This is a genomic window from Marmoricola sp. Leaf446 (assembly GCF_001424755.1).
Classification (GTDB): Bacteria; Actinomycetota; Actinomycetes; order Propionibacteriales; family Nocardioidaceae; genus Marmoricola.
The window spans coordinates 363,429-388,358 of the sequence record NZ_LMRF01000006.1 but is presented as its reverse complement, the minus strand read 5'-3'; the positions used below and the strand labels follow the sequence as shown (position 1 = coordinate 388,358).

The 24,930-nt window shown below is 74.4% G+C and carries 26 protein-coding genes; 18 read left to right on the top strand and 8 right to left on the bottom strand.

What is annotated here, in order from left to right; genetic code table 11:
• Positions 1-12: 12 nt before the first annotated feature.
• The gene (locus tag ASG49_RS16485; protein WP_056544967.1) at positions 13-768 is read right to left on the bottom strand and encodes a TIGR03089 family protein; all 756 of its coding nucleotides are present in this window, start codon (positions 766-768) and stop codon (positions 13-15) included.
• 39 nt (positions 769-807) lie between these two features.
• Between ASG49_RS16485 and ASG49_RS16480 the strand changes: the two genes are divergently transcribed.
• Entirely contained in the window at positions 808-1,905 is a 1,098-nt protein-coding gene (locus ASG49_RS16480) for a mannose-1-phosphate guanylyltransferase (protein ID WP_056544042.1), read from the top strand.
• Between the two features lie 15 nt (positions 1,906-1,920).
• Here the strand turns inward: ASG49_RS16480 and ASG49_RS16475 are convergent, their stop codons facing one another.
• Genes ASG49_RS16475 through cofD form a run of 3 tightly spaced genes read right to left on the bottom strand, consistent with a single transcriptional unit; the run spans position 1,921 to position 4,789 of the window.
• Positions 1,921-2,646 (bottom strand): DUF3105 domain-containing protein, encoded by a 726-nt coding sequence (locus tag ASG49_RS16475; RefSeq protein WP_056544040.1) that lies wholly within the window; start codon positions 2,644-2,646, stop codon positions 1,921-1,923.
• A 47-nt stretch (positions 2,647-2,693) separates the two neighbouring features.
• Complete coding sequence (gene cofE, locus ASG49_RS16470; protein WP_082534215.1) at positions 2,694-3,707, bottom strand: coenzyme F420-0:L-glutamate ligase; 1,014 nt, start codon at positions 3,705-3,707, stop codon at positions 2,694-2,696.
• Positions 3,704-4,789, bottom strand: a complete 1,086-nt coding sequence (cofD, locus tag ASG49_RS16465) for a 2-phospho-L-lactate transferase (protein ID WP_082534214.1) — start codon at positions 4,787-4,789, stop codon at positions 3,704-3,706. Before cofD ends, cofE begins: the two co-directional genes overlap by 4 nt.
• A 131-nt stretch (positions 4,790-4,920) precedes the next feature.
• Here cofD and ASG49_RS16460 point away from each other — a divergent pair, with 131 nt between their 5' ends.
• On the top strand, positions 4,921-5,184 hold the full coding sequence (locus ASG49_RS16460) for a WhiB family transcriptional regulator (protein ID WP_056544037.1): 264 nt from the start codon (positions 4,921-4,923) through the stop codon (positions 5,182-5,184).
• A 31-nt stretch (positions 5,185-5,215) separates the two neighbouring features.
• Here the strand turns inward: ASG49_RS16460 and ASG49_RS16455 are convergent, their stop codons facing one another.
• Complete coding sequence (locus tag ASG49_RS16455) at positions 5,216-5,632, bottom strand: metallopeptidase family protein (protein WP_235562138.1); 417 nt, start codon at positions 5,630-5,632, stop codon at positions 5,216-5,218.
• A gap of 50 nt (positions 5,633-5,682) precedes the next feature.
• Between ASG49_RS16455 and ASG49_RS16450 the strand changes: the two genes are divergently transcribed.
• The 14 genes from ASG49_RS16450 to ASG49_RS16390 all read left to right on the top strand — a co-directional run bounded on the left by ASG49_RS16450 (position 5,683) and on the right by ASG49_RS16390 (position 21,985).
• Positions 5,683-6,042, top strand: a complete 360-nt coding sequence (locus tag ASG49_RS16450) for a DUF3499 domain-containing protein (protein WP_056544031.1) — start codon at positions 5,683-5,685, stop codon at positions 6,040-6,042.
• A 17-nt stretch (positions 6,043-6,059) separates the two neighbouring features.
• Complete coding sequence (locus ASG49_RS16445) at positions 6,060-7,433, top strand: phosphomannomutase/phosphoglucomutase (protein WP_056544028.1); 1,374 nt, start codon at positions 6,060-6,062, stop codon at positions 7,431-7,433.
• Entirely contained in the window at positions 7,430-7,600 is a 171-nt protein-coding gene (locus ASG49_RS18415) for a Trm112 family protein (protein WP_200936360.1), read from the top strand. The genes ASG49_RS16445 and ASG49_RS18415 overlap by 4 nt, the downstream gene beginning before the upstream one ends.
• A gap of 8 nt (positions 7,601-7,608) precedes the next feature.
• Entirely contained in the window at positions 7,609-8,631 is a 1,023-nt protein-coding gene (locus tag ASG49_RS16440) for an SIS domain-containing protein (RefSeq protein ID WP_056544025.1), read from the top strand.
• 206 nt (positions 8,632-8,837) lie between these two features.
• Positions 8,838-10,268 (top strand): adenosylhomocysteinase, encoded by a 1,431-nt coding sequence (gene ahcY, locus ASG49_RS16435; protein WP_056544022.1) that lies wholly within the window; start codon positions 8,838-8,840, stop codon positions 10,266-10,268.
• Between the two features lie 26 nt (positions 10,269-10,294).
• Entirely contained in the window at positions 10,295-10,999 is a 705-nt protein-coding gene (gene mtrA, locus ASG49_RS16430) for an MtrAB system response regulator MtrA (RefSeq protein WP_255355150.1), read from the top strand.
• Positions 10,977-12,659, top strand: a complete 1,683-nt coding sequence (mtrB, locus tag ASG49_RS16425) for an MtrAB system histidine kinase MtrB (RefSeq protein ID WP_056544019.1) — start codon at positions 10,977-10,979, stop codon at positions 12,657-12,659. The genes mtrA and mtrB overlap by 23 nt, the downstream gene beginning before the upstream one ends.
• Complete coding sequence (locus ASG49_RS16420; protein WP_056544016.1) at positions 12,656-14,401, top strand: LpqB family beta-propeller domain-containing protein; 1,746 nt, start codon at positions 12,656-12,658, stop codon at positions 14,399-14,401. Before mtrB ends, ASG49_RS16420 begins: the two co-directional genes overlap by 4 nt.
• A 76-nt stretch (positions 14,402-14,477) precedes the next feature.
• Positions 14,478-15,188 carry a ComF family protein gene (locus ASG49_RS16415; protein WP_235562137.1) on the top strand — a complete coding sequence of 237 codons (711 nt, stop codon included), beginning with the start codon at positions 14,478-14,480 and terminating at the stop codon, positions 15,186-15,188.
• 199 nt (positions 15,189-15,387) lie between these two features.
• Positions 15,388-16,005, top strand: coding sequence for a ribosome hibernation-promoting factor, HPF/YfiA family (hpf, locus tag ASG49_RS16410; RefSeq protein WP_056544011.1), 618 nt, complete (start codon positions 15,388-15,390; stop codon positions 16,003-16,005).
• Between the two features lie 72 nt (positions 16,006-16,077).
• The gene (locus tag ASG49_RS16405; RefSeq protein WP_056544008.1) at positions 16,078-16,779 is read left to right on the top strand and encodes a response regulator transcription factor; all 702 of its coding nucleotides are present in this window, start codon (positions 16,078-16,080) and stop codon (positions 16,777-16,779) included.
• Positions 16,776-17,996: a winged helix-turn-helix domain-containing protein gene (locus tag ASG49_RS16400; RefSeq protein ID WP_056544006.1), complete on the top strand. Its 1,221-nt coding sequence runs from the start codon at positions 16,776-16,778 to the stop codon at positions 17,994-17,996. Before ASG49_RS16405 ends, ASG49_RS16400 begins: the two co-directional genes overlap by 4 nt.
• Before the next feature lie 126 nt (positions 17,997-18,122).
• Positions 18,123-20,897 carry a preprotein translocase subunit SecA gene (gene secA, locus ASG49_RS16395; RefSeq protein WP_200936359.1) on the top strand — a complete coding sequence of 925 codons (2,775 nt, stop codon included), beginning with the start codon at positions 18,123-18,125 and terminating at the stop codon, positions 20,895-20,897.
• Between the two features lie 23 nt (positions 20,898-20,920).
• Positions 20,921-21,985: a DUF418 domain-containing protein gene (locus ASG49_RS16390; RefSeq protein WP_056544000.1), complete on the top strand. Its 1,065-nt coding sequence runs from the start codon at positions 20,921-20,923 to the stop codon at positions 21,983-21,985.
• Between the two features lie 12 nt (positions 21,986-21,997).
• On the opposite strand, the gene ASG49_RS16385 is transcribed toward ASG49_RS16390, so the two are convergent.
• Together ASG49_RS16385 and ASG49_RS16380 are read right to left on the bottom strand one after the other, a co-directional pair.
• The gene (locus ASG49_RS16385; RefSeq protein WP_056543997.1) at positions 21,998-22,507 is read right to left on the bottom strand and encodes an Rv3235 family protein; all 510 of its coding nucleotides are present in this window, start codon (positions 22,505-22,507) and stop codon (positions 21,998-22,000) included.
• Positions 22,504-23,091, bottom strand: a complete 588-nt coding sequence (locus ASG49_RS16380; RefSeq protein ID WP_056543995.1) for a hypothetical protein — start codon at positions 23,089-23,091, stop codon at positions 22,504-22,506. The genes ASG49_RS16385 and ASG49_RS16380 overlap by 4 nt, the downstream gene beginning before the upstream one ends.
• Positions 23,092-23,262: 171 nt before the next feature.
• Between ASG49_RS16380 and ASG49_RS16375 the strand changes: the two genes are divergently transcribed.
• Positions 23,263-23,820 (top strand): hypothetical protein, encoded by a 558-nt coding sequence (locus ASG49_RS16375; protein ID WP_056543993.1) that lies wholly within the window; start codon positions 23,263-23,265, stop codon positions 23,818-23,820.
• Between the two features lie 20 nt (positions 23,821-23,840).
• Here ASG49_RS16375 and ASG49_RS16370 read toward each other — a convergent pair whose 3' ends face one another.
• A complete protein-coding gene (locus tag ASG49_RS16370; protein WP_056543989.1) occupies positions 23,841-24,083 on the bottom strand; it encodes an AlpA family transcriptional regulator in 243 nt (80 codons plus the stop codon).
• A gap of 128 nt (positions 24,084-24,211) precedes the next feature.
• On the opposite strand from ASG49_RS16370, the gene ASG49_RS16365 reads away from it, so the two are divergent.
• Complete coding sequence (locus ASG49_RS16365) at positions 24,212-24,928, top strand: hypothetical protein (protein WP_156384394.1); 717 nt, start codon at positions 24,212-24,214, stop codon at positions 24,926-24,928.
• Positions 24,929-24,930 lie beyond the last annotated feature (2 nt).

Sequence of the window (24,930 nt, the reverse complement as noted above, 5' to 3'; positions counted from 1 at the left end):
CGGCCGCCCGGCTCAGCCGGCGCGGCGTACGACGTCGGCCCGCTCCTGCTCGGCCCGGCGGGTCCAGCTCGCCGGGTCGGCGTGGCGCACCTGGACCACCGAGCCGCCCTGGAGCAGCGGCGCGAGCAGGTCGGCGACGAGGTGCCCGGGCTCGAGCGGGTGGTGGTCGGTGAGCAGCCGGCCGCCGCCCGGCAGCGGCTGCGCCCGGGCCGCGGCCAGCAGCTCGGCCTGGGAGCGTGACCCGTCGGCCCCGGCCCAGCCGGGGGCGTCGGGCTCCACCGGCTCGGGGGCGACCAGCACGTCACCCTGGCCGGGCCAGGCGCTGCCGTGGTCGACGACGCCCGGCGGCAGCGGGGTGGCGAACCGGGTGGCGAAGGCGTGCAGGGAGCAGGCGAGCACCAGCGGCCCGGCCGGGTCGGCCGCATGGGCCTCGAGCGTGTCCGGACCGCAGACCACGACGCGGTGGGCCGCCGCCGGGTCGGTGGTCACCGCCGCGCCGATCGACCAGGCGGCCCCCAGGAACACCGGCACCAGCCAGTGGCCGGGCAGGTCGACCAGGACCGCGTCGCCCGGCTCGACGTCGAGCTCCTCGAGGAGCAGGTTGGCGTTCTTGGAGACCCAGTTGGCGTAGGTGACGACCGACAGCTCGGTGCGCTCCCCGGTGGCGTCGTCGTAGAAGGTCACCAGCGGTCGGCCGGGGTCCTCGCGCAGCAGCCGCGCGAGCAGGGCGGGGAACGTGGGGGAGGAGGACGTCGCGGTGGCGTTCACGCTGCTCACGCTAGTGCGCGTCGTGCCAGACTCACCGCCGTGACCGCTCCCGCCACCGGTGCCCGACCCGTCCTCGACCGCCTCTGGGCGGTGGTCCCCGCGGGGGGAGCCGGCACCCGGCTGTGGCCGCTGTCGCGGGCCGCCCACCCCAAGTTCCTGCTCGACCTCACCGGCTCGGGCCGCACCCTGCTGCAGGGCACGGTGGACCGGCTGCAGCCGCTGGTGGGCCCGCGCGTGGTGGTGGTCACCGGCGCGGTCCACGAGCGCGCCGTACGCCGCCAGCTGCCGGCCGTGGAGCGGGTCCTGGCCGAGCCCTCGCCGCGCGACTCGATGGCCGCGATCGGCTGGGCCGCCGCGCTGCTGGAGCGCGAGGACCCCGACGCGCTGCTCGGCTCCTTCGCCGCCGACCACGTGATCTGGGAGGAGGACGCCTTCCGCCGCTGCGTCGAGGAGGCCGCCGAGGTCGCCGACACCGGGCTGCTGGTCACCATCGGCATCGAGCCCACCGAGCCCGCCACCGGGTTCGGCTACGTCCGGGGAGGCGCGGCGCTGGAGGGGTTCGCCACCGCGCGCGAGGTCGAGGAGTTCGTGGAGAAGCCCGACCGCGAGCGCGCGACCGAGTACGTCGCCTCGGGGCGCTACCGCTGGAACGCCGGCATGTTCCTGTGCCGTGCGGGCGTGCTGCTCGACCTGCTGGCCGAGCAGCACCCCGACCTGGCCGCCTCGCTGCGCGCGATCGCGGCCGAGCCCGACAGCCTCGAGCGCCGCTGGCCCGGCCTCACCCGCATCGCCATCGACCACGCCGTGGCGGAGCCCGCCGCCGCGACCGGCCGGGTCGCCATGGTGCCCGGGCCGTTCGCCTGGGAGGACCTCGGCGACTTCGCCGCGCTGGGGGCCATGCGCCCCCGGGACACCCCCGGCGTGCACGTGCTGGGCGACGCCGCGCTGGTGCAGGCGCCCGGCAGCACCGGGCTCGTGGTGCCTTCCGGGGGCCGCACGGTCGCGGTCGTCGGGCTCGAGGACGTCGTCGTGGTCGACACCGGCGACGCGGTGCTGGTCACGACGTACGCCCACGCGCAGCAGGTCAAGGACGTCGTGGACACCCTCAAGCGCGAGGGCCGCACCGACCTGACGTGACCTGACGCTCCCGGGTCAGGGGGCGTTGGGCTCCGGCGCCGAGGTGGCGGGGTAGGTCTCCATGAACTCGCCGAGCACCGCACCGCTCGGGGCGCCGCAGTACTGCGTCACGCCCTTCTGGTCCTCCGGGCCGGTCCAGTGGGTCAGCGCGACGTGCTTGCCCTCCGGGAAGCCGCCGCCGTCCTCCGACGTCCAGGGCGCCACGATCACCTTGTCGGACTCGGCGTCGAACTTCTGCGAGATCGACCGCAGCTGGCGGTAGGCGTCGGTGTCGCGGGTGACCGTGTCGTCGTACCAGACCACCGTGTGGCCGTGCTCGAGGCTGTGGACCAGCCGCTCCTTCTCGGGGCGGTCGTCGACGGTGTAGAAGGACCGGATCTCCGAGCCCTGCAGGAAGTTGCCCCAGTGCGGGCCGGAGGCGGGCGGGGCGTCGGGGTAGTCGATGGGCTGCCCGATGGTCAGGTGCTCGTTGTTGCCGGTGGCCGCCTTCTCCGCGGGGGCGTCGCACGAGGCCTGCGACGCAGGGACGCCCAGGTCGGCCAGCGGGGCGCCGGCGGCCGCGGCCTTGTCGCGCTCGGAGCGGACGTAGGTGAACACCGCGACGCCCAGCAGCCCCACCACGACCAGGACGCAGACCCCCAGGATCGCGAAGCTGCGCATCCGCTCCTTGCGCTGCTGGTCCTTGCGCAGCTGCTCGGCGACGGCGCGACGCTCGTGGTCACGGGTGTTCTTCTTGGCCATGGTCCGCCTTCGGCTCGGGTGCTGGTCGGGTGCGGGCGGTGGTGAGTCTACGGATCGCCCGGTGAGAAGAAGACGGCGTCCCCGACGGCGGAGGTGGTCGGGCCGGTGTCGCTGAACGGCCCCCAGCCGTGGGCCAGGCACACCAGCCGGGCCCGCTCCAGCGCCACCACCTGGTCGCGGGTGCCGGCTCCCAGGCCCACCCGGACGGCGGGCCCGTCGAGGGTCGCGTCCAGGCCGCACGAGGCCAGGGCCGCCACGACCTCCTCGGCCGTCGCGGGCGCGCCGAAGCAGTCGGCGTCGCGACCGCGGACGGCGGCCACGACCGCCTCCCGCGCGCCGAGGGCGAACATGTCCTGGGAGCGAGGACGCTGCAGCACCCGCGCCCCGGGGCCGTGGTCTCCCGCGGCGAGCACGCGGTGCGACAGCCCGCGGACCACGCTGACCGGCCGGCCGCCCAGCTTGCCGGTGACCAGCTCGGCGAGACCCGCCAGCTCGTCGGCCACGGCCGGGGCGGTGACGACCAGCTGGTTGCCGTAGCCGTCGACCGCGCCGTCGAGCACCTCGAGCGGCTCGAGCCCCGCGACGCCGATGGCGAGGTCGGTCTGGCCGGTGCGCCAGGCCCGGCCGGCCGTGTCGGTGACCACCACGGCGACGTTGCGCCCGTGCCGGGCGGCCACGTCCTCGCGCAGCCGCCGGGCCGAGGCGTCGGGGTCCTCGGGCAGCAGCACCACCGTGCCGGGCTCGGTGTTGGAGGCGTCGACGCCCGCCGCGGCCATCACCAGCCCGAGCCGGTTCTCCACGATCCGGGTGGCCCCGCGGCGCGAGACGACGCGCACCGTCTCCTCGGTCACCGCCTCCTCACGGTCCTGGCGGCGTCGCCGGCCCTCGGCCTTGGACACCACCTTGCTGGTCACGCACACCACGTCGCCGTCGTGCAGGTCGACGCCGTCGAGCAGGGCGACGAGCGCGGTGCCGCGTCGCACCTCGCCGAGGCCGTCGACCGGCCACGCCCGCAGGCCCGGCCCCCCGTCGGTATGACCGGGCGGGGACCCGCCCGTCACCGGCGCCCGACCTCGGCGGCCAGGTCGAGGGCCGCGGCGGCGAGGGCGGCGGTGGTGTCGAGGTCGTCCATCCACAGGGGTACGGCGCGACAGGCGAACCCGCTCGCCCGGAGCCGCTCCACCGCCTTCTCGTCGACCGTGTCGACCAGCCAGCCATCGAGCACGCCGGCCGCCCCGTCGCTCGCGGTGGCGCCGCGACGGCCGTAGTGCTCGGCGACGCCGGCGGCGGAGACCTCCACCCCGACGACCCCGAGCAGCTGGCGGGCCATGCCGCGCACGTGGTCCTCGCCGATGATCCCCGAGACGCCCACGACCGGGGCCGGGGTGCTGGCCAGCGCCTCGCGGAGCCCGGGCACGCCCAGGATCGTCCCGACCGAGACGACCGGGTTCGACGGCGGCACCAGCACCACGTCGGCGCCGGCGATCGCCGCGAGGACACCGGGGCCGGGGGAGGAGTCCTCCAGGCCGATGGGCACGACCGCGTGGGCGGGCACCTCGGCGTGGTGGCGCACCCAGTACTCCTGGAAGTGGACCGCCCGGCGCTCCCCGGTGTCGGGGTCGTCGATGACGACGTGGGTCTCGACGCGGTCGTCGGTCATGGGCAGCAGCTCCACGCCGGGCTGCCACCGCCGGCAGAGCGCGGCCGTGACCGCGGAGAGCGGGTAGCCGGCGTCGAGCATCTGGGTGCGCACCAGGTGGGTGGCGAGGTCGCGGTCACCGAGGCCGAACCACGCCGGCCCCACGCCGTACGCCGCCAGCTCGTCGCGGGCGTTCCAGGTCTCCTCGCGCCGGCCCCAGCCGCGCTCGACGTCGATGCCGTCGCCGAGGGTGTACATCACGGTGTCGAGGTCGGGACAGACCTTGAGGCCGTGCAGCCACCAGTCGTCGGCGGTGTTGGCCACCACCGTCACCTCGGTCACGGTGCCGGTCGCGTCCTGCTCGCGACGGGCCAGGTGCAGCAGGCCCTGGAGGAACCGGGCGCCGCCGACGCCACCGGACAGGACGGTGAGGCGGCGCGGCGCGGCTCCCGGGTCGGTGCCGGGGGAGGCGTCCGGGCGGGGCGTCACGGGCGTGGAGGACATGGACCACAGTGTGTACCAGTGGGATCCATTACCACTGTTCCGCTTGACGACCCGTGCACGACAGGCATGTAATCACACCAGTGTGGTTATCAACTCGGTCCGTCAGGGCCGCAGGGTCGAAGGGGCACAAGATGCGCGAACTGTACGTGTTGGACGGCGATGGCGGCGGCGGCGAGGACCCGGGGTGGGCGGAGCGCGGACTGTGCGCCCAGACCGACCCCGAGGCCTTCTTCCCGGAGAAGGGCGGCTCGACCCGGGAGGCCAAGAAGGTCTGCCTGACCTGCGACGTGCGTCAGGAGTGCCTCGAGTACGCCCTGGCCCACGACGAGCGGTTCGGGATCTGGGGCGGCCTGTCCGAGCGTGAGCGGCGCAAGCTCAAGAAGCGCGCCGTCTGACGGCTCGACCGACCGCTCGACTGCGGGGGGCTCAGGCCTCGTAGTCGGGGTGCACGTCCTCGGGGGGCACCCCGAGCACCTCGGCGAGCTGCTCGACGACCACGGTGAGGACCAGCGCCTCGAGGTCGGCGGGCGTCTCGGCGCGGTGCTCCAGCGGCCGGCGGAAGAGCACGAGGCGCGGCGGCACGCGGCCGGCGGCGTCGACGAACGACGCCAGCGGCACCCGCGGGTTCACCCACGAGACCGGCAGCACCGGTGCGTCCTCGACCGCCAGCTCGACGCGCGACAGCTCGTCGTGCCAGCGCTCCTCGACGTCGGCCATCACCGTCACCGCGATCCGGTCGAAGCGCTCGCGGCGGGTCAGGGCCGCCGGCACCGGCCCGCGCGGCGCCCCCGGGGCGTACGCCGGCCCGCGCATCCCGCGTCCTCGCCGGTCCCGTGTCGTCACGACCGCGAGCCTAAGGGCCGCAGTCCTCCCGAGCCGGTAGCGTCGCGGCCGTGGCCCTCCTCCGTCGTTGTTCGCGCACCGCGTGCGGCCGCCCCGCCACCACCACCCTCACCTACGTGTACGCCGACCAGACGGCCGTCGTCGGCCCGCTGGCCACCCACGCCGAGCCGCACGCCTACGACCTGTGCGACCTGCACAGCGAGCGCCTGTCCGCCCCGCGCGGCTGGGAGGTGATGCGGCTGGCGGTCGACGACCGGTCCGGTCCCACCTCCGACGACCTGCTCGCGCTGGCCGACGCCGTGCGCGAGGCGGCCCAGCCCCGACCGGCCGCGGCTCCGGTCGCCCCGCCGGTCGGGACCCGTGACGGTGTCCGCCGCGGTCACCTGCGCTCGCTGCGCTCCGACGCCTGAGCCCTAGGCTGCGGGGCATGTCCCCGAACAGCACCCGCGACCCCGCCAACCTCGCCGCGGTCTTCAAGGCCTACGACGTGCGGGGGCTGGTCCCCGAGCAGGTCGACGAGGAGCTCGCCGAGGCCGTGGGCAACGCGTTCGTCGCGGTGCTCGGCGCCGAGGCCGTGGTCGTCGGGCACGACATGCGCGACTCCTCGCCCGGCATGGCCCGCGCGTTCGCCCGCGGCGCGGCCACGGCCGGGGCGCACGTCACCCTGATCGGGCTGGCCAGCACCGACCAGCTCTACTTCGCCTCGGGCCACCTGGGTCGTCCGGGCGCGATGTTCACCGCCAGCCACAACCCCGCGGCGTACAACGGGATCAAGCTGTGCCGCGCCGAGGCCGCGCCCGTGGGTCGCGAGACCGGGCTGGTGGAGATCGAGCAGCGGGTCGCGGCGGGGGAGACCCAGCGGGCGGAGACCGAGGGCGTCGTCGACGAGCAGGACCTCCTCACGGCGTACGCCGACCACCTGCTCTCGCTCGCCCCGGTGACCGGGCGCCGGCTGCGCGTGGCCGTCGACGCCGGCAGCGGCATGGCCGGCCACACCGCGCCGGCCGTGCTGGGTCGCCTCGACGTCGAGGTGCTGCCGCTCTACTTCGAGCTCGACGGGACCTTCCCGCACCACGAGGCCAACCCCATCGAGCCGGAGAACCTCCGCGACCTCCAGGCGGCCGTCCGCGAGCACGGCGCCGACGTCGGGCTCGCCTTCGACGGCGACGCCGACCGCTGCTTCCTGGTCGACGAGCGCGGTGAGCTCGTCAGCCCGAGCACCCTGACGGCGCTGATCGCGGCCCGCGAGCTGGCCAAGGAGCCGGGCGCGAGCATCATCCACAACCTGATCACCTCGCGGGCGGTCCCCGAGATCGTGGAGGAGCTGGGGGGCACCCCGGTGCGGACCCGCGTGGGCCACTCCTACATCAAGGCCGAGATGGCCCGCACCGGCGCGATCTTCGGCGGCGAGCACTCCGGCCACTTCTACTTCCGCGACTTCTGGCGGGCCGACTCCGGGATGCTCGCGGCGCTGCACGCGCTGGCCGCCCTGGCCGAGACCGACGCGCCCCTGTCGGAGGTGCTGGCGCCCTGGGCGCGCCACGTGGCCAGCGGCGAGATCAACTCCACGGTGGGCGACCAGCAGGCGGTCGTCGCCGAGGTGGAGCAGACCTGGGGCGGTGGCGAGGACGTCGAGCTCGACCGCCTCGACGGCCTGACGGTCACGCACCCGGACTGGTGGTTCAATGTGCGCGCGTCCAACACCGAGCCGCTGCTGCGGCTCAACGCCGAGGGACGCGACCAGGCCACGATGGAGCGGGTGCGCGACGACGTGCTCGCGTTGATCAGGAGATCCCGATGAACCTCGACCCCCGACTCCTCGACGTGGTCGTCTGCCCGGCCTGCCGGTCCTCGCTCGCCGCCGACGAGGCGGCCGAGGAGCTGGTGTGCGCGGGCTGCGGTCGCGCCTACCCGGTCCGCGACGACATCCCGGTGCTCCTGGTCGACGAGGCCCGCGTCCCCTCCTGAGGCCTGCGATGACCTTCGACGACGGACTGCTCGACGACGAGACCGCGCTCGCCCGCGCCGACACCCGGCTGCGGCACCTGGCCGAGAGCGGCTCCCGGGTGCGCCGCGAGGCGGTGGCGGCGGCCGAGGTGCTGGCGGCGGCGGTGGAGCGGCTCAGCGAGAGCCGACCGCGCGCCGTGGTGGCGGCCGGCCCCGACTCGAGGCTGCTGCGCGCTGTGCTCGAGCCGGTCTGCCCCGTCCCGTTCGTGGCCTGGCCCGGGCCCGGCCTGCCCGGCTGGGCCGGGGGGCTGGACCTCGTCGTGGTGCTCGCGCCCGTGGGCGACGACGCGGCGACCGCCGGTGCCGTGGCCGAGGCGGTGCGCCGCGGGTGCCAGCTGGTCGTGGCCGCCCCCGAGGGGTCGCTCGTGGCCGACCACGCGGCCGGCCGCTACACCTCGCTGCTGCCCACCCAGACCGGTGACCAGCTGGCCGTGGCGGTGACCGTCCTGGACCTCCTCGACCGGGTCGACCTCGGTCCCCGCACCGACCCCGACGTCGTGGCCGACGCGCTCGACGAGGTCGCCGTGGTGTGCAGCCCCCACCGCGACCTCGCCACCAACCCCGCCAAGATCCTCGCCATCGGCGTCGCCGACGCCGACCCGGTCTTCTGGGGCGGCACCGTGCTCGCGGCGCGGGCCGGCCGCCGCGTGGCCGAGTCCGTACGCCGCGCCACGGGCCGCACCGCGCTGGCGGCCGACGCCGAGCAGCTGCTCGCGGTCCTCGAGGCCACCGCCCCCGCCGACGTGTTCGCCGACCCGTTCGCCGACCCGGGGGCCGAGCCGCGCCCCGCGCTGGTCCTGCTCGACGACGGCTCGGAGGAGGTGGCGGTGACCGCGACCCGCGACCGGCTCGCCACCGTCGCCCGCGAGCACGGGGTGCGCGTCGAGACCATCACCTCCGAGGCCGACGGCGAGGTCGCCCGCTACGCGGCGATGCTCTCGGTCGGCACCTACGCCGCGTCCTACCTCAGCCTCGGAATGGGCCGGGGCTGAGACCTCGCCCGGCGGGGCCGGCGGCTGCTCCGGGCCCGCGCGCCGTTGGGGAGGCCGGGGGCGTTCGACTACGATGGGCACGCGCCTTTCGCACGAGATCGTGGTCTGACGCATCGGTGGGCCCGCCGTCCGTTCCTGCGGACGCGCTCCGGGGCGCCGCCCCTGCCGCACCGACCCGACCCTCTGCTGACTGACAAGGATCCCGCATGGACTTCAAGGTCGCCGACCTCTCCCTGGCCGACTACGGCCGCACCGAGATCACCCTCGCCGAGCACGAGATGCCCGGCCTGATGGCGATGCGCGAGCGCTACGGCGCCGACAAGCCCCTCGCCGGGGCGCGCATCGCCGGCTCGCTGCACATGACCATCCAGACCGCCGTGCTCATCGAGACGCTGGTCGACCTGGGTGCCGAGGTCCGCTGGGCCTCCTGCAACATCTTCTCCACCCAGGACCACGCGGCCGCCGCGGTCGTCGTGGGCCGCGACGGCACCCCCGAGGCCCCCCAGGGCGTCCCGGTCTTCGCCTGGAAGGGCGAGACCCTCGAGGAGTACTGGGAGTGCACCCAGCAGATCCTCGACTGGGGCCAGTCCGAGCCGCCCAACATGATCCTCGACGACGGCGGCGACGCCACCCTGCTCCTGCACCTCGGCGTCCAGGCCGAGAAGACCGGCCAGGCCCCCGACCCGGCCACCGCGGGCAGCAACGAGCAGCGGATCATCTTCGAGGTCCTCGGCGCCCAGCTCGCGAAGGACAAGGAGCACTGGACCCCGATCGCCAACTCGGTCAAGGGCGTCACCGAGGAGACCACCACCGGCGTGCACCGTCTCTACGAGATGATGCGCGACGGCAAGCTGCTGTTCCCGGCGATCAACGTCAACGACTCGGTCACCAAGTCCAAGTTCGACAACAAGTACGGCTGCCGCCACTCGCTGATCGACGGCATCAACCGCGCCACCGACGTCCTCATCGGCGGCAAGGTCGCGGTCGTCGCGGGCTACGGCGACGTGGGCAAGGGCTCCGCGGAGTCGCTGCGGGGCCAGGGCGCCCGGGTCATCGTCACCGAGATCGACCCGATCTGCGCGCTGCAGGCCGCCATGGACGGCTACCAGGTCGACACCCTCGACAACGCCCTCCCGGTCGCCGACATCATCGTCACCGCGACCGGCAACCGCGACGTCGTCACGCTCGACCAGATGCGCCGGATGAAGCACAACGCGATCGTGGCCAACATCGGCCACTTCGACAACGAGATCGACATGGCGGGCCTCGAGGCGCCCGGCGTGGCGGAGCGCAAGAACGTCAAGCCGCAGGTCGACCTGTGGACGTTCCCCGAGGGCAACGCGATCATCGTGCTCTCCGAGGGCCGCCTGATGAACCTCGGCAACGCCACCGGCCACCCGTCGTTCGTGATGTCGAACTCCTTCACCAACCAGGTGCTGGCGCAGATCGAGATCTTCACCAAGACCGAGGACTACCCCGTGGGCGTCTACGTGCTGCCCAAGCACCTCGACGAGGAGGTCGCGCGGCTCCACCTCGGTGCGCTGGGCGTCAACCTCACCACGCTGACCGACGACCAGGCCGCCTACCTGGGCATCCCGGCCGAGGGTCCCTACAAGTCCGACCAGTACCGCTACTGAGCGGCCCGGGAGTGGCGCAGCACGAGGTGGTCGAGCGACCGCGGGTCCTCGTCGTCGACGACGACGCGGCGCTCGCGGAGATGCTCACCCTCGTGCTGCGCACCGAGGGGTTCGCCAGCCAGGTCGTCGCCCGTGGCGACGAAGCGCTGGCGGCCTTCCGGAGCTTCCGGCCCGACGTGGTGCTGCTCGACCTGATGCTCCCGGGCATGGACGGCGTCGACGTCTGCCGGGAGATCCGGGCGGAGTCGGGCGTCCCCATCGTGATGCTCACCGCCCGCAGCGACACCGTCGACGTCGTCGTCGGCCTCGAGTCCGGGGCCGACGACTACGTCGCCAAGCCGTTCAAGCCCAAGGAGCTGGTCGCCCGCATCCGCGCGCGCGTGCGTCGCTTCGAGGTGCCGGCGCCCGAGGAGCTGCAGATCGGCGACCTGCGGGTCGACGTCGTGGGCCACGAGGTCAGCCGCGACGGCCGGCCGATCGCGCTGACGCCGCTGGAGTTCGACCTGCTGGTGTGCCTGGCCCAGAACCCGCGCAAGGTCTTCACCCGCGAGGTGCTGCTCGAGCAGGTGTGGGGCTACCGCCACGCCGCCGACACCCGCCTGGTCAACGTGCACGTGCAGCGGCTGCGCGCCAAGATCGAGAACGACCCCGAGAACCCCACCATCGTCGTCACCGTCCGGGGAGTCGGCTACAAGGCGGGCGTGACCGATGACCCGGTCGACGAGGCGTGAGCTGCCGCTCGCCGCGGTGAAGCGCCTGCCGCGCGCCGCCCTGGGCTTCTGGCGGCGCTCGCTGCGCACCCGCGTGGTGACCGCGATCGTCGTCCTCAGCGCGCTGGTGGTCGGCTCGGTGGGCTGGATGGTCACCCGCCAGATCGCCGACGGCCTGGTCAGCAGCCGGGTCGACGGCTCGCTGGCCGAGGCCCGCACCGAGACCGCCATCGTGCGCGAGCGGCTCGGGCCGGCCGGCAGCAACGACTTCGACCCCGAGACGCAGCTGCGCCTGCTGGTCGAGACCCTCGTCGCCCGCGGCGACGCCAAGGGCTTCGAGGTGGTCGTGCAGGGCCCGTTCGGCGACGGGACCGCGCCGTCGGGGGTGCGCACCACGCCCCAGGTCGACGCCGCGAGCGTCCCGGCGTCGCTGCGCCGCACGGTGGAGGAGGGCGAGAAGGGCCTCGCCTGGACCTACACCCGGATCCGGTACGCCGCCGCCGACACCGGCGCGGCCACCCCGGCCCCGCAGCCGGGCGTCGCCGTCGGGGCCACCGTGGTGCTGCCCGCCGACGGCGGCAGCTACGCGCTCTACTACCTGTTCCCGATGGGGGAGGAGCAGCAGACCCTGGCGCTGCTGCGGCAGGTGCTCGTCGTGGCCGGCCTGGTCCTGCTGCTGCTGATCGCGGGCGTCGCGCTGCTGGTCACCCGCCAGGTGATCACCCCGGTCCGGCTGGCGCGCCGGGTGGCGGAGCGGATCGCCTCGGGCCGGCTCGAGGAGCGGATGCAGGTCACCGGCGAGGACGACATCGCCCGGCTGGCCACCTCCTTCAACCAGATGGCCGAGGCGCTGCAGTCGCAGATCCGCAAGCTGGTCGAGCTCTCCCGGGTGCAGCGCACCTTCGTCTCCGACGTCAGCCACGAGCTGCGCACCCCGCTGACCACCGTGCGGATGGCCGGCGACGTCCTGCACGACGCCCGCGACGGCTTCGACCCGGTCGCGGCCCGGGCCGCCGAGCTGCTGCAGGCCGAGCTGGACCGGTTCGAGAACCTGCTGGCCGACCTGCTCGAGATCAGCCGCTTCGACGCCGGGGCGGCCGTGCTGGAGCTGGAGGACGCCAACCTCGGCGACGTCGCCCGCCGGGTGGTCGCCGCCACCGCGCCGATGGCGACCAAGCGAGGCGTCCGGGTGCAGGTGCTCGACGACGGCGTGTTCATGGCCGAGTCCGACGTACGCCGGGTCGAGCGGATCGTGCGCAACCTGGTGACCAACGCCATCGACCACGCGGACGCCTCCGGGGTGGTGGTCCGGCTGGCCAGCGACGAGGACACCACCGCGCTCACCGTGCGCGACCACGGGGTCGGCCTGCAGCCCGGTCAGTCGGGCATGGTCTTCAACCGGTTCTGGCGGGCCGACCCCGCCCGTGCCCGCACCACCGGCGGCACCGGCCTGGGGCTCTCGATCGCCCTCGAGGACGCCCGGCTGCACGGCGGGTGGCTGCAGGCGTGGGGGATCCCCGGCGGCGGGGCGCAGTTCCGGCTGACGCTGCCGCGCCGGGCGGGCGAGCCGGTGACCCACAGCCCGCTGCCGCTGGTGCCCGAGGACCTGCGGACCGCGCCGCGCCGGACGCCCCAGGTGCCCCAGCCCGCAACCTCCCCGCCCGGCGGAGGAGCGGCGTGAGGCCGCCGCGCGGCGTACGCCCCCTCGCGGCGCTGCTCGTCGTGCTGGCCCTGGCCGCCGGGTGCGCCAGCCTGCCCGAGAGCGGGCCGGTGCGCCGGGAGGCCGCCACCGGCGACGACGAGGTCCCCAGCGCGCCCTACTTCAACCCGCCCGGACCCGCCGAGGACGGCTCGCCTGCCGCGATCGCCTCGGGCTTCCTCGTCGCGATGCAGGCCAACCCGCTGAGCACCAAGGTCGCCCGCGAGTTCCTGACCGACCGCGCGGCCCGCACCTGGCGCCCCAACCGGGGCACGCTGGTCTACGAGGCGTTCACCGTGACCCCCAGCGGGTCGCAGGCCACCGTCCGGCTCGCCGACGTGCGCCGGCTCGACGCGCGCGGCGGCTGGCGCGGTGACGCGCCGGGCCGGGCGCAGGAGCTGAGGCTGGACCTGGAGTACGAGGAGGGCCAGTGGCGGGTGGAGAACCCCCCGGACGCCCTGGTGGTGCCGGCCTCGTTCTTCGACCGCACCTTCGAGCGGCGCACGCTGTTCTTCTACGACCCCACCGGTCGCGTCCTGCTGCCCGACCCGGTCTTCATCCCCCGCGGCGGGCAGCTGGCCACCAACCTGGTCCGCGGGCTGCTCACCGGCCCGGGCCCCGCGCTGGCCCAGGTGGCGACGTCGGCCTTCCCGCGCGGCACGGGCCTCGACCTGTCCGTGGTGGTCACCGAGAGCGGGGTGGCGGAGGTGCCGCTCAGCCGCGAGCTGCTGCGGGCCTCGCCCGGCGACCTCGAGCGGGCCGCCGACCAGCTCGCGTGGACGCTGCGCCAGGTGCCGGGCGTCGCCCGGGTGCGGATGGTGGTCGGGGGCACGGCGGTGCCGCTGCCGCGCGGTGTCGTCGACGTCCCGGTCTCCAGCGGCCAGGCCCTCGACGCCGCGGGTGACACCCCCTCGGTGCTCTTCGGCCTCCGCGACGGTCGGGTGGTGGCCTTCGACGGCGGGGCGGCCGAGCCCGTGGGCGGCCCGCTGGGGCGCACCGGCTTCGAGACCCGCAGCCTCGCGGTCAGCACGACCACCGGCCGCGTCGCCGCGGTCTCCGCCGACGGCGGCACCGTCTTCGAGGCCCCGCTCGAGCAGGGCGGCGCCGACGAGGGGGTGCGTCAGGCCGTGACCGGCACCGACCTGCTGCGCCCGTCCTACGACCTGTTCGGCGGGCTGTGGGTCGTCGACCGGACTCCTGCGGGCGCGCGCGTCCGGCTGGTCCAGGACGGCGCGGTGCGAGAGCTGCAGGTGCGGGGCGTCACCGGCCGGACGGTGGCCGCGGCCGCGGTGTCTCACGACGGCACCCGGCTGGCCGTGGCGCTCGGTGGCCGCGACGTCGCCCGGGTGCGGGTGGTCGACGTGCTGCGCACCGACGAGGGGCAGGTCACCGGCACCGGCACGTCGCGGTCGCTGACGGTCGCCGGCGACGCCGCACAGGCGGTCGACGTCGGGTGGCGCGATCCCGCGACGCTCGCCGTGCTGAGCCGCACCGGGGCCGAGACCAGCCGGGTCGACTACGTCTCGGCCGACGGGTCACCGGTCGGCTCCGGCCTGGTCGAGCCGAGCGTGTTCCGCGACGACGCGACCGAGCTGGTGGTCTCGCCGCAGGCCGACGTCCCGCTGCGCCTGGTGACCGCCGACCAGCGGCTCTTCACCCTCGTGGCGGGCGGCACCTGGCCCCGCACCGCCTCGGAGCTGGGCGCGGCGACGTACTCGCCCTGAGGGTGGCTCTGTCCACCCGTCCACAGGCGCCCCGCCGCTGCTGGTCCCGGACGCCGCGGGCGACGACCCTGGGGTGGTGCGGGACACCTGGCTGGACCTGGTGCACGGCGGCTGCTGCGTGGGCTGCGGCCGCGCCGGCCGGTCGCTGTGCCGCGCCTGCGCGGCCCGGTTGCCGACCCGGGGCCGGCCGACCCGGCCCACGCCCTGCCCACCGGGACTGGTCGCCTGCTCCACGGCCGGGGAGTACGACGGGCTGCTGCGCGCCCTGGTGCTCGCCCACAAGGAGCAGGCGGTGCTGGCGCTGGCCGGTCCGCTCGCGGGCTGCCTGGCCGTCGCGCTCGAGCCGTTCCTCGACCCCGCGGGCCGGGCGCCGGTGCGCACCCTGCTCGTGCCGGTGCCCAGCCCGCGGCACGTGGTCCGCGGCCGCGGTCACGACCCCGTGCTGAGGGTGGCCCGACGCGCCGCCGCACGGCTACGGCGTACGTCCGGAGGGGTGGTCGAGGTGGCGCCGCTGCTGACGACGCGGCTGCCGGTCGCCGACCAGGCGGGCCTGGACTCGGGGGCGCGACGCCGCAACCGCGAGGGGACCCTCGCGGTGCGGCCCGGCCCGCGGGCGGCGCTGGCACGCACGGGCGTCCCGGTCCGCGTGCTGGTCGTCGACGACGTGCTGACCACCGGGGCGACCGTGCGCGAGGCGCAGCGGGCGCTGGAGGTGTCCGGCGTGCCGGTCGCCGGCGTCGCGACCGTGGCCGCCACCCGTCGACGGCTGCCCGTGCGGGCGGAGTAGCACCAACGTGCCCTACCGGTCTGCCCGCCGGGGGACTAGCGTCGGTGCATGGAGCCCCGGAGCACCCTCCGCGTCGTCGGAGCGGTCCGCCCGGGGTTCCTGCCCGTCCGGTGTCGAGGGACGGGAGTCAACGGGTAACCGACTCATTTCAGGCGCGCGTCGTCGAGAGCCGGGGCGCGTCCGGGGACAGGAGGTACAGGTGGATGTCGTCGTCAGCGCCCGTCACTGCGAGGTGACGGACCGGTTCCGCGAGCACGTCGAGGACAAGCTCGGACGTCTGGAGAAGCACGACCACCGCATCATCCGTGTGGACGTGACCGTCGAGAAGGAGGCCCGCCCCCGGGACCCCGAGCGGGCGGTGCGCGTCGAGCTCACGGCCCGGTCCAAGGGCCCGATCGTGCGTGCGGAGGCGGCCGCCGAGGACAAGATGGCCGCCCTCGACCTCGCGCTGGACAAGATGGCCTCCCAGATGCGCCGCGCCGCGGACCGCCGCAAGGTGCACCGCGGCCACGCGACGCCGGAGTCGCTGCGCGCGGCCATGGCCCGCAGCCTGCCCGAGGAGCAGGTCGGCGAGACCGACGACGACGCCGTCGTGGAGCGCAAGGTCGGACCCATGACGGTGACCGGCGACGGGCCGCTCGTGGTGCGGGAGAAGACGCACCCGGCCTCGCCGATGACCCTGGACCAGGCGCTCTACGAGATGGAGCTCGTGGGCCACGACTTCTACCTGTTCGTCGACAAGGAGTCCGAGCAGCCGTCGGTGGTCTACCGCCGCCGCGGCTACGACTACGGCGTGATCGCGCTGCAGCTGAGCTGACGCCACCGCCGTCGCGGGGCGCGGTCACCGACTCGCGCCCCGCGACGGCGGTGCTCTGCCATAGTGACGCCCATGGACGACGACGACTCGGGCTCGGGTCCCGGGGACGGTGACGGCCTCGAGCCGATCCGCGTGGTGGTGGTCGACGACCAGGAGCTCTTCCGCCGCGGCCTGACCATGCTGCTCGGGGTCGAGCCCGGGCTCGAGGTGGTCGGCGAGGCCGGCGACGGCATCGCGGCCACCGACATCGTCGTGGCGACGGTGCCCGACGTGGTGCTGCTCGACGTGCGGATGCCCAAGCGCTCCGGGCTGCAGGCCTGCATGAAGATCAAGGAGCTCGTGCCGAGCGTCAAGATCATCATGCTCACCGTCAGCGACGAGGAGGGCGACCTCTACGAGTCGGTCAAGAACGGCGCCTCGGGCTACCTGCTCAAGGACTCCTCCATCGACGAGGTCGCCCAGGCGGTCCGCGTGGTGGCCGAGGGCCAGTCCCTGATCAGCCCGTCGATGGCGGTCAAGCTGATCGACGAGTTCAAGGAGATGTCGCGCGCGGAGCGCGAGCAGGTGCCCACGCCCCGGCTCACCGACCGCGAGCTCGAGGTGCTGCGCCTCGTGGCGCGCGGGCTGAACAACCGCGACGCGGCGCGCGAGCTGTTCATCAGCGAGAACACCGTGAAGAACCACGTGCGCAACATCTTGGAGAAGCTGCAGCTGCACTCGCGCATGGAGGCGGTCATGTACGCCGTGCGCACCAAGCTGCTCGACATCCCGTGACCGCCGAGACCCACCTGTCCGCGGCCCAGGCGCGCCGGGTGGCCCTGGTGGCCCAGGGGTTCCGCGACCCGGTGCACCAGCCGCCGACGCTGCGCACGCTGAGCCGCACCCTGGAGCGCACCGGCGTGCTCCAGGTCGACTCGGTCAACGTGCTGCAGCGCGCGCACTACCTGCCGCTCTACTCCCGGATGGGCCCTTACGACCCCGACCTGCTGGGCCGGGCCTCGGAGGTGCGTCCCCGGCGGATGGTGGAGTACTGGGCCCACGTGCAGGCCTTCATGCCCGTCGAGCTGTGGCCGGTGATGCAGCACCGCATGGCGGGGTTCCGCACCAGCCCGCGCTGGGGCGGGTGGCTCGCGACCAACCCCGGCCTGGTCGACCGGGTCCGCGAGGACGTCGCTGCCCGCGGGCCGACCACGGCCCGCGACCTCGACGACGGTGCGCCCCGCAGCCGGGAGCACTGGGGCTGGAACTGGTCCGAGGCCCGCAAGGCGCTCGACTGGCTCTACCTCGTCGGCGAGCTGGCGATCGCGGGCAGGACCGCCTCCTTCGAGTGCGTCTACGACCTGCCCGAGCGGGTGCTGCCCGCGGCGGTGCTGGCGACCCCGACCCCGAGCCCGGAGGAGGCCACCCGCGAGCTGGTGCGACGCGCGGCGCGCAGCCACGGCGTCGCCACCGTGCGCTGCCTCTCCGACTACTACCGGCTCCAGAGGAGCATGGGCGGCCCCGGCCAGGCCGCGACCGCGCGTGCGGTGGCCGAGCTCGTCGAGTCCGGCGAGCTGCTCCCGGCCCGGGTGGAGGGCTGGGCCCGTCCGGCGTACCTCCACCGCGACGCCGTGCTGCCGCGCCGCGTCCACGTGCGCTCCCTGGTCAGCCCGTTCGACCCGTTGGTCTGGGAGCGTGAGCGCACCGAGCGGCTCTTCGACTTCCACTACCGCATCGAGATCTACGTGCCCCAGCACCTGCGGCGCCACGGCTACTACGTGCTGCCGTTCGTGCTGGGCGACCGGATCGTCGCCCGGGTCGACCTCAAGGCCGACCGACCCGGCGGGCGGCTGCTCGTGCAGGCGGCGTACGCCGAGCCCGGCGCCCCGTCCGACACCGCACCCGAGCTGGCCGCCGAGCTGCGCCGGACGGCGGACTGGCTGGGTCTGGACGACGTCGTGGTGCGCGACCGCGGCGACCTCGCGCCCGCGCTGGGCGCCGTCGCCGGCTGAACGGGCGCGCCGCGAGTCCGCGGTCTCGAAACTCCGGACGGGTCCCGGCCGTTACGATGGTCGACGGGTTGCGGGGCACAGCCGTGCCCGTTCCCTCCCCGTTCCCCTCCCTAGGAGATGTCCAGCGTGTCGCTCTTCGACAAGGTCCTGCGCATCGGCGAAGGCAAGATCGTGCGCCAGCTCGAGGCCATCGCCAAGGCCGTCAACGCCATCGAGGACGACTTCGTCGCGATGTCCGACGACGAGCTGCGCGGCATGACGACCGAGTTCAAGGAGCGCCTGGAGAAGGGCGAGACCCTGGACGACCTGATGCCCGAGGCCTTCGCGACCGTCCGCGAGGCGGCCAAGCGGGTGCTGGGCCAGCGTCACTTCGACGTGCAGATCATGGGCGGTGCGGCGCTCCACCTCGGCAACATCGCCGAGATGAAGACCGGTGAGGGCAAGACCCTGGTCTCGACCCTGCCGGCCTACCTCAACGCGCTCGCCGGCAAGGGCGTCCACGTCGTCACCGTCAACGACTACCTCGCGCGCTACCACGCCGAGTGGATGGGCCGCGTCCACCACTTCCTGGGCCTCACCACCGGGGTGATCACCCCCGACATGCGCCCCGACGAGCGTCGCGAGGCCTACCTGTGCGACATCACCTACGCCACCAACAACGAGCTCGGCTTCGACTACCTGCGCGACAACATGGCCACGTCGCTGGACAACTGCGTCCAGCGGGCACCGTTCTTCGCCGTCGTCGACGAGGTCGACTCCATCCTCATCGACGAGGCGCGGACGCCGCTGATCATCTCCGGCCCCACGCAGGACGAGGTCCACTGGTACGCCGAGTTCGCCAAGATCGCGCGGCGGCTCGACGTCGAGACCGACTACGAGGTCGACGAGAAGAAGCGGACCATCTCGATCCTCGGCCCGGGCATCACCAAGGTCGAGGACTACCTCGGCATCGAGAACCTCTACGAGTCGGCCAACACCCCGCTGATCTCCTTCCTCAACAACTCCATCAAGGCCAAGGAGCTGTTCCGCAACGACAAGGAGTACGTCGTCCTGGGCGACGAGGTCCTCATCGTCGACGAGCACACCGGTCGCATCCTGTCGGGGCGTCGCTACAACGACGGCCTGCACCAGGCGATCGAGGCCAAGGAGGGCGTGACCGTCCGCGAGGAGTACCAGACGCTCGCCACCATCACGCTCCAGAACTACTTCCGCCTCTACGAGAAGCTCGCCGGCATGACCGGCACGGCCATGACCGAGGCCTCGGAGTTCGACAAGATCTACAAGCTCGGCGTGGTCCCCATCCGGACCAACAAGCCGATGGCCCGCATCGACCAGAAGGACCTCGTCTACCGCACCGAGGACGCCAAGTTCGCGGCCGTGGTCGAGGACATCGCCGAGCGTCACGCCAAGGGGCAGCCGATCCTGGTCGGCACCACCTCGGTGGAGAAGTCCGAGCGCCTCGCCAAGGACCTGAAGTCCCGCGGGGTCCCGCACACGGTGCTCAACGCCAAGCAGCACGCCGACGAGGCCAAGGTCGTCGCGATGGCCGGCCACAAGGGCGCGGTCACCGTCGCCACCAACATGGCCGGCCGCGGCACCGACATCATGCTGGGCGGCTCGGTGGAGTTCCTCGCCGACCAGGAGCTGCGCCAGCGCGGCCTGGACCCCGTCGAGGACGCCGAGGACTACGAGGCCGCCTGGCCCGAGACCGTCGAGCGGATCACCGAGCAGGTCAAGAACGAGCACGACGAGGTCAAGGAGCTCGGCGGCCTCTACGTGCTCGGCACCGAGCGCCACGAGTCGCGCCGCATCGACAACCAGCTGCGCGGTCGTTCCGGCCGCCAGGGCGACCCCGGCGAGTCGCGGTTCTACCTCTCCCTGGGCGACGACCTGATGCGTCTCTTCAAGTCCGACTGGGTCGAGCGCGTGCTGCTGGCGCTCAAGGTGCCCGACGACGTGCCGATCGAGAACAAGTCGGTCACCAAGTCCATCGCCTCGGCGCAGGGCCAGGTCGAGTCGCAGAACTTCGAGTCGCGCAAGAACGTCCTCAAGTACGACGACGTGATGAGCCGCCAGCGCGAGGTCATCTACGGCGAGCGCCGGGCGGTGCTCGAGGGTGCCGACCTGTCCGAGCACGTGCGCGGCATGGTCGACGAGGTCGTCGAGACCTACGTCCGGGCCGCGACCGAGGGCTTCCCGGAGGAGTGGGACCTCGACGCGCTGTGGACCGCGCTGCAGACCATCTACCCGGTGGGCCTGAAGGTCTCCGAGCTCGAGCGCGAGGCCGGTGGCCGCGACGGGCTCGACCGCGAGACGCTGGTCGACGACCTGCGGGCCGACGCCCACAAGGCCTACGAGGCGCGCGAGGCGGCCATCGGTGCCGAGGCGATGCGCGAGCTCGAGCGCCAGGTGCTGCTCTCGGTGCTGGACCGCAAGTGGCGCGAGCACCTCTACGAGATGGACTACCTGCGCGAGGGCATCGGGCTGCGGGCCTACTCCCAGCGCGACCCGCTGGTGGAGTACCAGCGCGAGGGCTTCGACATGTTCAACGCGATGAAGGAGGGGATCCGCGAGGAGACCGTCGGCTTCGTGTTCAACCTCGAGGTCCAGGTCGACGAGCCCGAGGTCGACGAGGAGTCCGAGGCGGAGGCCGCGGTCGAGGCCACCCCCCACGTGCGGGCCAAGGGTCTCAGCGAGCCGCAGCAGCCCGCCAACCTGACCTACTCCGCCCCCACCGAGGACGGCGAGGTCGAGGTGCACTCGGAGGCGAGCGGCGACGACGACGCCTACGCCGGGATCAGCCGCAACGCCGAGTGCCCCTGCGGGTCGGGCAAGAAGTACAAGAAGTGCCACGGCGCCCCGGGCGGGCCCACCGGCCTGACGGCACGTCACAACGGCTGAGGGGCAGCGACAGGCTTCCTGCGATGGCGGGGGAGCGGCTGGTCGGGCCCGACGTCGTCCGGGCGGTCGCGCTGATCGGCGTGGTGGTGATGAACTACTACGCCTACCTGATGGTGGCCGGAGCGCCGCGTGAGCCGGGCGCCCTGGGTGCCGTCGTCGACCCACGTGTGGGTCCGCTGGCCACCCGCTTCGCGGCGACCTTCGTCCTGGTGGCGGGGGTGGGGGCCACCCTGCTGACCAGGAGTGCCCAGGGCACCGAGCTGCGTCGTCGCCGGGTGGTGCTGCTGCGGCGCGGGCTGGCGCTGTTCGTCGTCGGCTGGCTGGTGGACCTCACCTGGGAGGGCACGATCCTGCCCTACTACGGTGCGATGTTCGCCGTGGCCGCGCTCCTGGTGGTGCTCTCCTCGCGTGCCCTGCTCGTGGTCGGGGCGCTGTCCGCGGTGGCCGCGGCCGCGCTGGCCTCCTGGTCCCTCGAGCGGCGCCTCGACGGGGGCTCGGTCGACTGGCTCACCGACCCGCCCCACTGGACGCCCCAGGGGTTGTTCCTCGACACGGTCGTCAACGGCAGCCACCCGTTGCTGCCGTGGCTGGCCTTCTTCTGCGCCGGCCTGCTGCTGGGCCGCTCCCTCGTGCGACCCGGGTGGCGACCCGGAGTCGTCGGCGTCGGGCTGGTGCTGCTGGGCGGTGCGACCCTCGCGTCGCGGCTGGCCGCGACCGGGTCGCTGCGGCTGCAGCTGGCCACCAGCACGGTGCCGACGACCCGCAGCCTGCTCTACACCGCCAGCGCCCTGGGGTCCGCCCTGCTGGCGTTCGCCCTGGTGTCGTGGCTGGCCGAGCGGGCGCCCGGCCACCCGGTCGTCGACGTGCTGCGCCGGGCGGGGGCGATGTCGCTGACCCTCTACCTCGCCCACATCGTGGTCTTCCGGGTGCTCGTCGACGGGCTCGGCGCGGTGCCGTTGACCGGGTTCGGGCCGGCGCTGCTGCTCTCCGCCGGCTTCTGGGTGGTGGCCGTGCTCGTCGGGTCGTGGTGGCACCGCCGGTTCGGGATCGGGCCGGCCGAGGCGGCGTACCGCTGGGTCGGGGGCTGAGCCCACCCGGGCTCAGCCGAACTCCAGGGCGGTGCAGCACCAGCGACCCTCGCGCTGCACCAGGCGGGCCGCGACGGCACGCGAGCGCTCGCCGCGTCGCACGTGGATGCTGAGCTCGACGGCCCCGGGTGCAGGGCAGCTGAGGTGGACGCTGCGCACTTGGCTGCGGAGCCGGCGCACGCGGCGGTCGCCCGGGACGGTGCGGTTCATCAGGGCGGAGCGGCGCTGCAGGTCGGCGTAGACCTCGGGGCTGGTCCACCGCAGCAGCTGGCTGGGGCCGCGGTCACCGCCCACGACCTCCACGACGGCGGCGGCGAAGCGCTGTGCGAAGGCGTCGAGCTCGGCCCGGCCACCGGGGAGCAGCGCCAGCGGGCTCGGGAGGCCCGCCGACGTGGTCGCGGCACCCCCGCCGAGGTCGAGCGCGAGGGTGCCCTGGACGCTCGCCACCGGGACCCGGCGGCGGGGCCGGCCGGGACCCGCGCTGGCACGGTGCGGTGCGGCGGGGACGGTCGTGCTGCTCATGGTGCCTCCGTGAGGGGTGGGGGTGGGGCCGGGAAGCGGAGCTGCTGCCCGGGGCGCAGGAGGTCGGGGTCGGGCCCGACGACGGCGAGGTTGCGGCGGTGGGTCCGCTCGACCAGCGCGGCCACGTCGGCCTCGTCCGCCGCGGGGCCGAGGCGCTCGCGACTCAGCGTCCAGAGCGAGTCGCCGGGGCGCACGGTGACGCCCGCGTCCCGCCTGTGCCCGCCGGCCGGTGCCGGACGGGCCGCCGCACGGGGGAGCGAGGGGACCGCCCCGGCGTCGGTGGGCCGTGAGGGGACGGGGAGGGCGCCGCCGCCGGGCCGCGGTCCGTCCGCCGTGCCGGCGGCGGCGTGGGCCATGCCCGGCGCGAGGACGGCGAGACCGGCCACGGCCAGCAGGAGTGGGCGGGCGCGACGGGGGCAGCCCACCCAGTGCAGCGCCGGGACCCGTCCCCGGCTGCCCCGCTCGACCAGGGCGGCCAGGACCACGGCTGCGCCCCAGAGCAGCGTCGCGATCAGCACCCAGGTCGCCGCCGTCTCGAGGAGGGCGTCGAAGGCGGGGCCGCGGTGGCCGGAGGTGGTGATCACGTCTCGATGCTTTCGTTTGCTTGCGTTTGCATCAGACAACGTCCAGGATCGTCGGGTGTCAACAGAGCGTCCACAGCCTGAACCACCCCGTTTGATCCCGTCGGTCGCCGGGCATCTGCCCTGGGTGGATCGGGCCACGCGACCGGCGGGGCCCCGGACGGGGGACGATCGATGAGCTGGGAAGCAGCGCTGCTGGACGTCTTCGAGGACCTCGAACAGCAGGCCGCGGGGCTGCGCCTGGCCGACCGGGACGCAGAGGTCGCCGACCTGGCTGCGGCCGCCTACGCTGAGGTCGCGCTGGCCGCGCGGGCCCACGCCTCGCGCGGCGCCCTGCTCGTGGTGCGCTCCGTCGGCGGGTTGGTGCTCACCGGCACGCTGGTGCGCAGCGGGACCGACTGGCTCCTGGTCGAGGCCGCAGGGGCGTCGTGGCTGGTGCCGCTCGCGGGCGTGGTCTCGGTCTCCGGCCTCTCGCCGCGCGCGGACGACACCGAGAGCTGGTCGGCCGTCGACCGGCTGACGCTCCGCGCGCTGGTGCGTCGTACGGCGGAGTCCGACCCCCGCTGCCGGCTCCACCTGGCCGACGGGTCGTCGACGACCGGGGCCGTGCTCCGGGTGGGCAGCGACTTCCTCGAGCTCGTGGCCGGTGACCCGGCGCCCGGCGAGCGGGTCCCGACCTCGACCACGCTCGTCCCCCTCGCCGCGGTCGCCGCCCTGCGAGGCGGGTCGTGAGCGCCGTGGCGGGCCGAGGCTCAGTCCTTCGGCGCCGGACCGCCCTCGACGAACGGGTGCTCGCGCACGAACTGGTCGGCCTCGGCGTACGCCCGCTGGATGTAGGCCTCGAGCTCGCTGGCCTCCACCCGCCACTGTCCCCGGCCGCCGATCTTGATCGCCTTGAGGTCCTGGCGCCGCACCAGGGCGTAGACCTGCGCCCCCGAGATGTTGAGGATCTCGGCGACGTCGGCCAGCTGCAGGAACCGTGGGGTCGCGTTCACGTGCGTCACTCTGCCACCGGTCGCGTCCGGCGGCGAGCAGGTGCCCCCGGCGACCTGTGGACGTCACGCCGACCCCCGCCGTCCCGGCCGACCCGGCCCACCCACCGCACCACCACCGGAGACGCACGATGACCACCACCCGCCACCGCCGCCATGTCCCGGCTCCCGAGGAGGCCACTGCCGAGCCTGCACCGCCGGTGACCCGCAGCCGCCGTCCCGGGTGGCGCAACCCCCGGCTGCTGCTCGGGCTGCTGCTCGTGGCCGCCTCGGTGCTGGGCGGCGCCCGGCTCCTGGCGAACGCGGACGACACCGTCGCCGTCTGGACCTCGACCCGTGACCTGCCCGACGGGGCGACGCTCGCCGAGGCCGACCTCGGACGGGAGCGGGTGCGGTTCCCCGACCAGGAGGCCGCCGACGGCTACATCTCCGCCGACCAGGCGCCGCCCGTCGGCGCCGTCCTCGACCGCCGGGTGGGCGCGGGCGAGCTGCTGCCCCGCGCCGCCGTCGCCCCGCGCGAGCGCTCCGAGCTGGTCGAGCTGCCACTCGGCGTGGCCTCCGACGACCTCCCCGCGACCGTCCGGCAGGGCTCGGTGGTCGACGTCTGGGTCGCACCCACTCCCACCGGTGGCGGGACCACCTCGGCGACGGGCGAGCAGCGCGCCCCCGAGGCCCGTCGGGTGCTCGAGGACGTGACCGTGGTGGCCGTCCCCGGCACCGGGGACAGCCTGGCGCCCGACACGACGCGTCAGGTCGTCCTGGGCGTGCCGACCGACCGCTCCGACGAGGTCGCGGCCGCCCTCGGCGGACTCGCCGACGGTCGCGTCGTCCTCACCCGGAAGGGCTGACC